This window comes from Streptomyces hirsutus (genome assembly GCF_001418415.1).
In the GTDB taxonomy this organism is placed as follows: domain Bacteria; phylum Actinomycetota; class Actinomycetes; order Streptomycetales; family Streptomycetaceae; genus Streptomyces; species Streptomyces hirsutus.
This window is the reverse complement of sequence record NZ_LIQT01000651.1, coordinates 1-4,291: the sequence shown is the minus strand read 5'-3', so window position 1 is coordinate 4,291 and position 4,291 is coordinate 1. Positions and strand designations below refer to the sequence as shown.

The following is a 4,291-nucleotide window of genomic DNA, read 5'->3' as shown; positions in this document are numbered from 1 at the left end:
TCGCCGCGCGCGGCGAGGAGCGTCTTCTCGACGGAGACCGGGTGCACGGTGTCGCCGTTGGCGAGGATCACGCCGTCCTTGAGGGCGTCACGGCCGCACCACAGGGAGTAGGCGTTGTTCCACTCCTCGGCCTTGTCGTTGTCGATGAGGGTGAGCTTGAGCCCGTACTTCTGTTCCAGGGCCGCCTGGCGCTCGTACACGGCCTCCTTGCGGTAGCCGACGATGACGGCGGCCTCGGTCAGGCCGATCTCGGCGAAGTTGCCGAGGGTGAGGTCCAGGACCGTCGGTTCGCCCTCTATACCCGCGGGCCCCACCGGCACCAGCGCCTTGGGCAGGGTGTCGGTGTAGGGACGCAGACGCCGTCCGGCGCCGGCCGCCAGCACGAGGCCGATCATGCGGGTTCTCCTTCATCGTGTACGGCGGGTGCGCCGCCCCGGTGGGCGGTCACCCAGAAGCGGATGCTCTCGAGGAGCACCAGCAGGGCCACGGCCACGGCGAGCACCGTGAGCGCGACGGCGAACTGCGAGGCGGTGAGCAGGGCGGCCAGGACGACGACCGCCAGGGTGCGGCCCTCGTGCCCTCCGATCGCCCGTACCAGCCAGGGCGGGGGCGCGCCCGCGTCGCCACGGATGCGGTAGACCGTGTCGTAGTGATGGTAGGCGACGGCGGCCACCAGACCGTAGGCGGCCGGAAGCGCTCCGTTCACCCCGGCGCCCGCCGCCAGGGCCAGGACGGTGCCGTACTCGGCGGCACGCAGGAACGGCGGGACCAGCCAGTCGAGGGAGCCCTTGAGAGGGCGGGCGACGGCCAGGGCGGAGGTCAGGACGTACAGGAGGGCGGCGAGGACGGGCCACGGTCCGCCGAAACCGGTCAGCGCGGCCGTGGCGACGACGGCGGCGCCGCCGAGCAGGGCGACGGCGGGGGCGGTGAACCCGGGCAGGCGCCGCGCGGTGGGCTTCAGCGCCCCGGCGAGGCGTTCGGCGAGCGGTCCGGTGTCGGCGAGGTCCGCGAGGGCGCGCGCCGCGCGGTCGGTCCTGCGGGCCTTGCGGGTGAGGGAGCGCAGGACACGGCCGGCCGTGGTGTACGTCGCCGCGAAGGCGCAGCCGATCAGCAGGGCGTAGAAGGTGATGCGGGGGGTCGTGAGGGCCGTGAGGACCGCGATCATCGCCCAGCGCTCGCCGATCGGGAGGACGATCATGCGGCGTGCCCAGACCGTCCAGCCGACGCTGTCGAGCTTGCTGGAGAGAGCGGCGGTGGGACTGGTGGCGGCGGTGCTGTCGGCGTTCGCCTCGTTGAAGGAGAAGTCCACGACGTGCCGGCAGGTCTGCAGGACCATCGCGCCGAGGGCGAGGGCCCATACGTCGTCGCCGCCGCGGGCCGCGCCGAGGGCGAGGCCCGCGTAGTAGGCGTACTCCTTGGCGCGGTCGAAGGTGGCGTCGAGCCAGGCGCCGAGGGTGGAGTACTGCAGGGAGTAGCGGGCGAGCTGGCCGTCGGTGCAGTCCAGCACGAAGGAGGCGAGGAGCAGGACACCGGCGGCGACGAAGCCCGCGCGGGTGCCGGTGGCGGCGCAGGCGGCCGCTATGAGCGCGGTGAACAGGGAGGCGGTGGTGACCTGGTTGGGGGTCAGTCCGCGCCGGGCGCACCAGCGGGCGAGGTAGCGGGAGTACGGGCTGATGCAGTAGGTGGTGAAGAAGCCGTCCCGGGCCTTGACGGCCGACTTCAGCCGGACGGCCTCGTCGTCCACCGCGGCGACGGCCTGCCGGGCCTCGTTGCGGGCCTGCGGGTCGTCGGGGACGGTGGCGACGAGGCTGCCGAGGTCGGGGCGGTGCGGGTCGCTTCCGTCGGCGCTCAGGGCGGCGACGATGCGGTCGGAGAGGTCGCCGGTGAGGGTGGTGCCGGCGGGCGCCGGGGCTCCGCCGGAGGCGGTCTCGCCGGCATCGCCGGTCACGGCTTCGGGGGCGGCGGGCTCGGTGGTGCCGGTGGCCTCGGCGACCTCGGCGGCGGGCTCGGAGACCGCGGTGTCCTCACCGGCCGTCGCGCGGTCCATCGCGAGGGACAGGGCCTGGCGCGCGGCCGGCTGGGCGGTGACGGCACCGGGGATCGCCGCGAGCGGGAAGCGGGGGTCGGTGAGGCCGAGGCGGAGCGCGTGCTCATGACCCACGAACCGGGCGTCGACGACGGCGACCCGTTGTCCGGCGGGCACCTCGGCGAGCAGGGTCCCGGCCGTCGCGGTGTCGGGCGCGATCCGCACGTCGAAGCCGAGGGAACGCAGGTCCGCCTCGATCGACGAACCCGGAACCGGCTGGCCGGTGAGGATGGCGGTCGACAACCGAATCTCACTCCCTGGATACCGACGCGTCCGCGCCGGTCGTGTACATGGTGGGGGCGGCCGTACGGGGCCTCCGAGCGGCATGTCGGCTGAGGTTAGCGGATGCCCCTGAACCCGCGTTCACCGCCCGTTCGGCGGTTGGATCGTTGTGGTTTCACCTGCGCCCCTGCCGCGATCATCATCGGGGATAGCGGGGCCGGCCCACAAACCGCCTACCCAGAAGGGGTATTGGGGCACATAGCGGGCATCGCCCCCGGTGTGGCTCCACCCGGTGCGGGCGGCACCTTCGGGGCGGGCCCGTCGCCGAGGAAGGTGGTCGCCCTGGACGCGTACGAGGCGGGCCGTGATCGAAGCCAGGGGCGGGCCACCGACCTCTGACCAGCGCAATGTCCGTATCGAGGTCCGCGGCCGGCCCGGGGAGGAACCGAGCGGGCGGCCCGGCCCACACCGTACCGCCGGGGAGGACGAGGGACCTCCCGCCCCCGCGCCGGACACCACGAGGGCGGGCGCCCCACGCTCCCCGCGGCGGAGGCGCGCGCGGCGAGCCCGGTGCGGGCCCCCTGTGGATCTCGTCACGGAGGCCACGCTCCGCACCCCGGCGCGTGCGCACGGTGAGGCCGGCCCGGCGCCCGACGGCGCCCGTGTCCGCACCCGGGAGCACTCGTGCCCGTGCCCGCCGGCATCGCCGACCGGGTCACCCGGAAGGCCCGCGCACCGCCCCGACAGGCCTTGACCTGCGAACCGTTTTCGCAGGTCAAGGCACATGACAACGGTGTTCAGTGCCGCGTTGCCCCCTACCCCCCTCCCGTAGTTCACTGTGATCCGGACGAGTCATGGAGGGACGGCTTTCATGGGGGCTGGGCACGATCACGGGCACGCGCACGGCGCGCACCCCGGCGGTACGGCGAGCGCGGCGTACCGCGGCAGGCTGCGGGCGGCGCTGGCGATCACGCTCGGTGTCATGGTCGTCGAGATCATCGGCGGTCTGCTGGCCGACTCGCTCGCCCTCGTCGCCGACGCGGCGCACATGGCGACGGACGCGCTGGGACTCGGCATGGCTCTGCTGGCGATCCACTTCGCGAACCGCCCGCCGAGCGCGCACCGCACCTTCGGCTACGCCCGCGCGGAGATACTCGCGGCGCTCGCGAACTGCCTGCTGCTGCTCGGGGTGGGCGGCTACGTGCTGTACGAGGCGATCCAGCGGTTCATCGCACCGGCCCCCACCGAGGGCGGGCTGACGCTGGTCTTCGGCGCGATCGGCCTGGTCGCCAACCTGGTGTCGCTGACGCTGCTGATGCGCGGGCAGAAGGAGAGCCTGAACGTGCGCGGGGCGTTCCTGGAGGTGGCCGCCGACGCGTTCGGCTCGGTCGCGGTGATCGTCTCGGCGCTGGTCGTCGTGGCGACCGGCTGGACGGCCGCCGACCCGATCGCCTCCCTCGTGATCGCCGTGCTGATCGTGCCCCGCGCCTTCAGGCTGCTGCGCGAGACCCTGGACGTCCTGCTGGAGGCGGCGCCCAAGGACGTGGACATGGCCCAGGTGCGGGCGCACATCCTGGGCACGCAGGGCGTCGAGGACGTGCACGATCTGCACGCCTGGACCATCACCTCGGGCATGCCGGTGCTCTCCGCGCACGTGGTCGTCAGCTCCGAGGTGCTCAGCGCCATCGGGTACGAGAAGATGCTGCACGAGCTGCAGGACTGCCTGGGCGACCACTTCGACGTGCAGCACTGCACCTTCCAGCTGGAACCGCGCGGTCACGCGGAGCACGAGGCACGGCTCTGCCACTGAGACGGCCCCCGGCCGCGGGGGCCGTCCGAGCGGCGTGACGTGGCGCCGCGCCGTGACGTCTCGTGACCTGACGTGACGGGGGCGCGTGCGGGGTGCGGCCGGGGCGGGAGGCGCCACTGGGGCGTGAGGCCGGTGTTCATGCGCCGGGAGGAGCATCCTTCCGCCCCCGCACC

General features: G+C 73.7%; 4 protein-coding genes. 2 read left to right on the top strand and 2 right to left on the bottom strand.

Annotated features, from left to right (window positions below):
• The coding region (locus AOK11_RS36680) for a phosphocholine cytidylyltransferase family protein (protein ID WP_157869530.1) at positions 1-395 on the bottom strand (395 nt) is incomplete at its 3' end.
• Positions 392-2,329 (bottom strand): DUF5941 domain-containing protein, encoded by a 1,938-nt coding sequence (locus AOK11_RS36675; RefSeq protein ID WP_055597954.1) that lies wholly within the window; start codon positions 2,327-2,329, stop codon positions 392-394. The genes AOK11_RS36675 and AOK11_RS36680, both read right to left, overlap by 4 nt.
• Positions 2,330-2,557: 228 nt before the next feature.
• Here AOK11_RS36675 and AOK11_RS44230 point away from each other — a divergent pair, with 228 nt between their 5' ends.
• Both AOK11_RS44230 and AOK11_RS36670 read left to right on the top strand, forming a co-directional pair.
• Positions 2,558-2,707 carry a hypothetical protein gene (locus tag AOK11_RS44230; protein ID WP_206189002.1) on the top strand — a complete coding sequence of 50 codons (150 nt, stop codon included), beginning with the start codon at positions 2,558-2,560 and terminating at the stop codon, positions 2,705-2,707.
• Between the two features lie 472 nt (positions 2,708-3,179).
• A complete protein-coding gene (locus tag AOK11_RS36670) occupies positions 3,180-4,118 on the top strand; it encodes a cation diffusion facilitator family transporter (protein WP_055597953.1) in 939 nt (312 codons plus the stop codon).
• Positions 4,119-4,291: the final 173 nt, after the last annotated feature.

Bases quoted from the DNA above. Each gene is read 5' to 3' on its own strand.
- AOK11_RS36670 (WP_055597953.1), top strand. From the start codon at position 3,180: ATGGGGGCTGGGCACGATCACGGGCACGCGCACGGCGCGCACCCCGGC.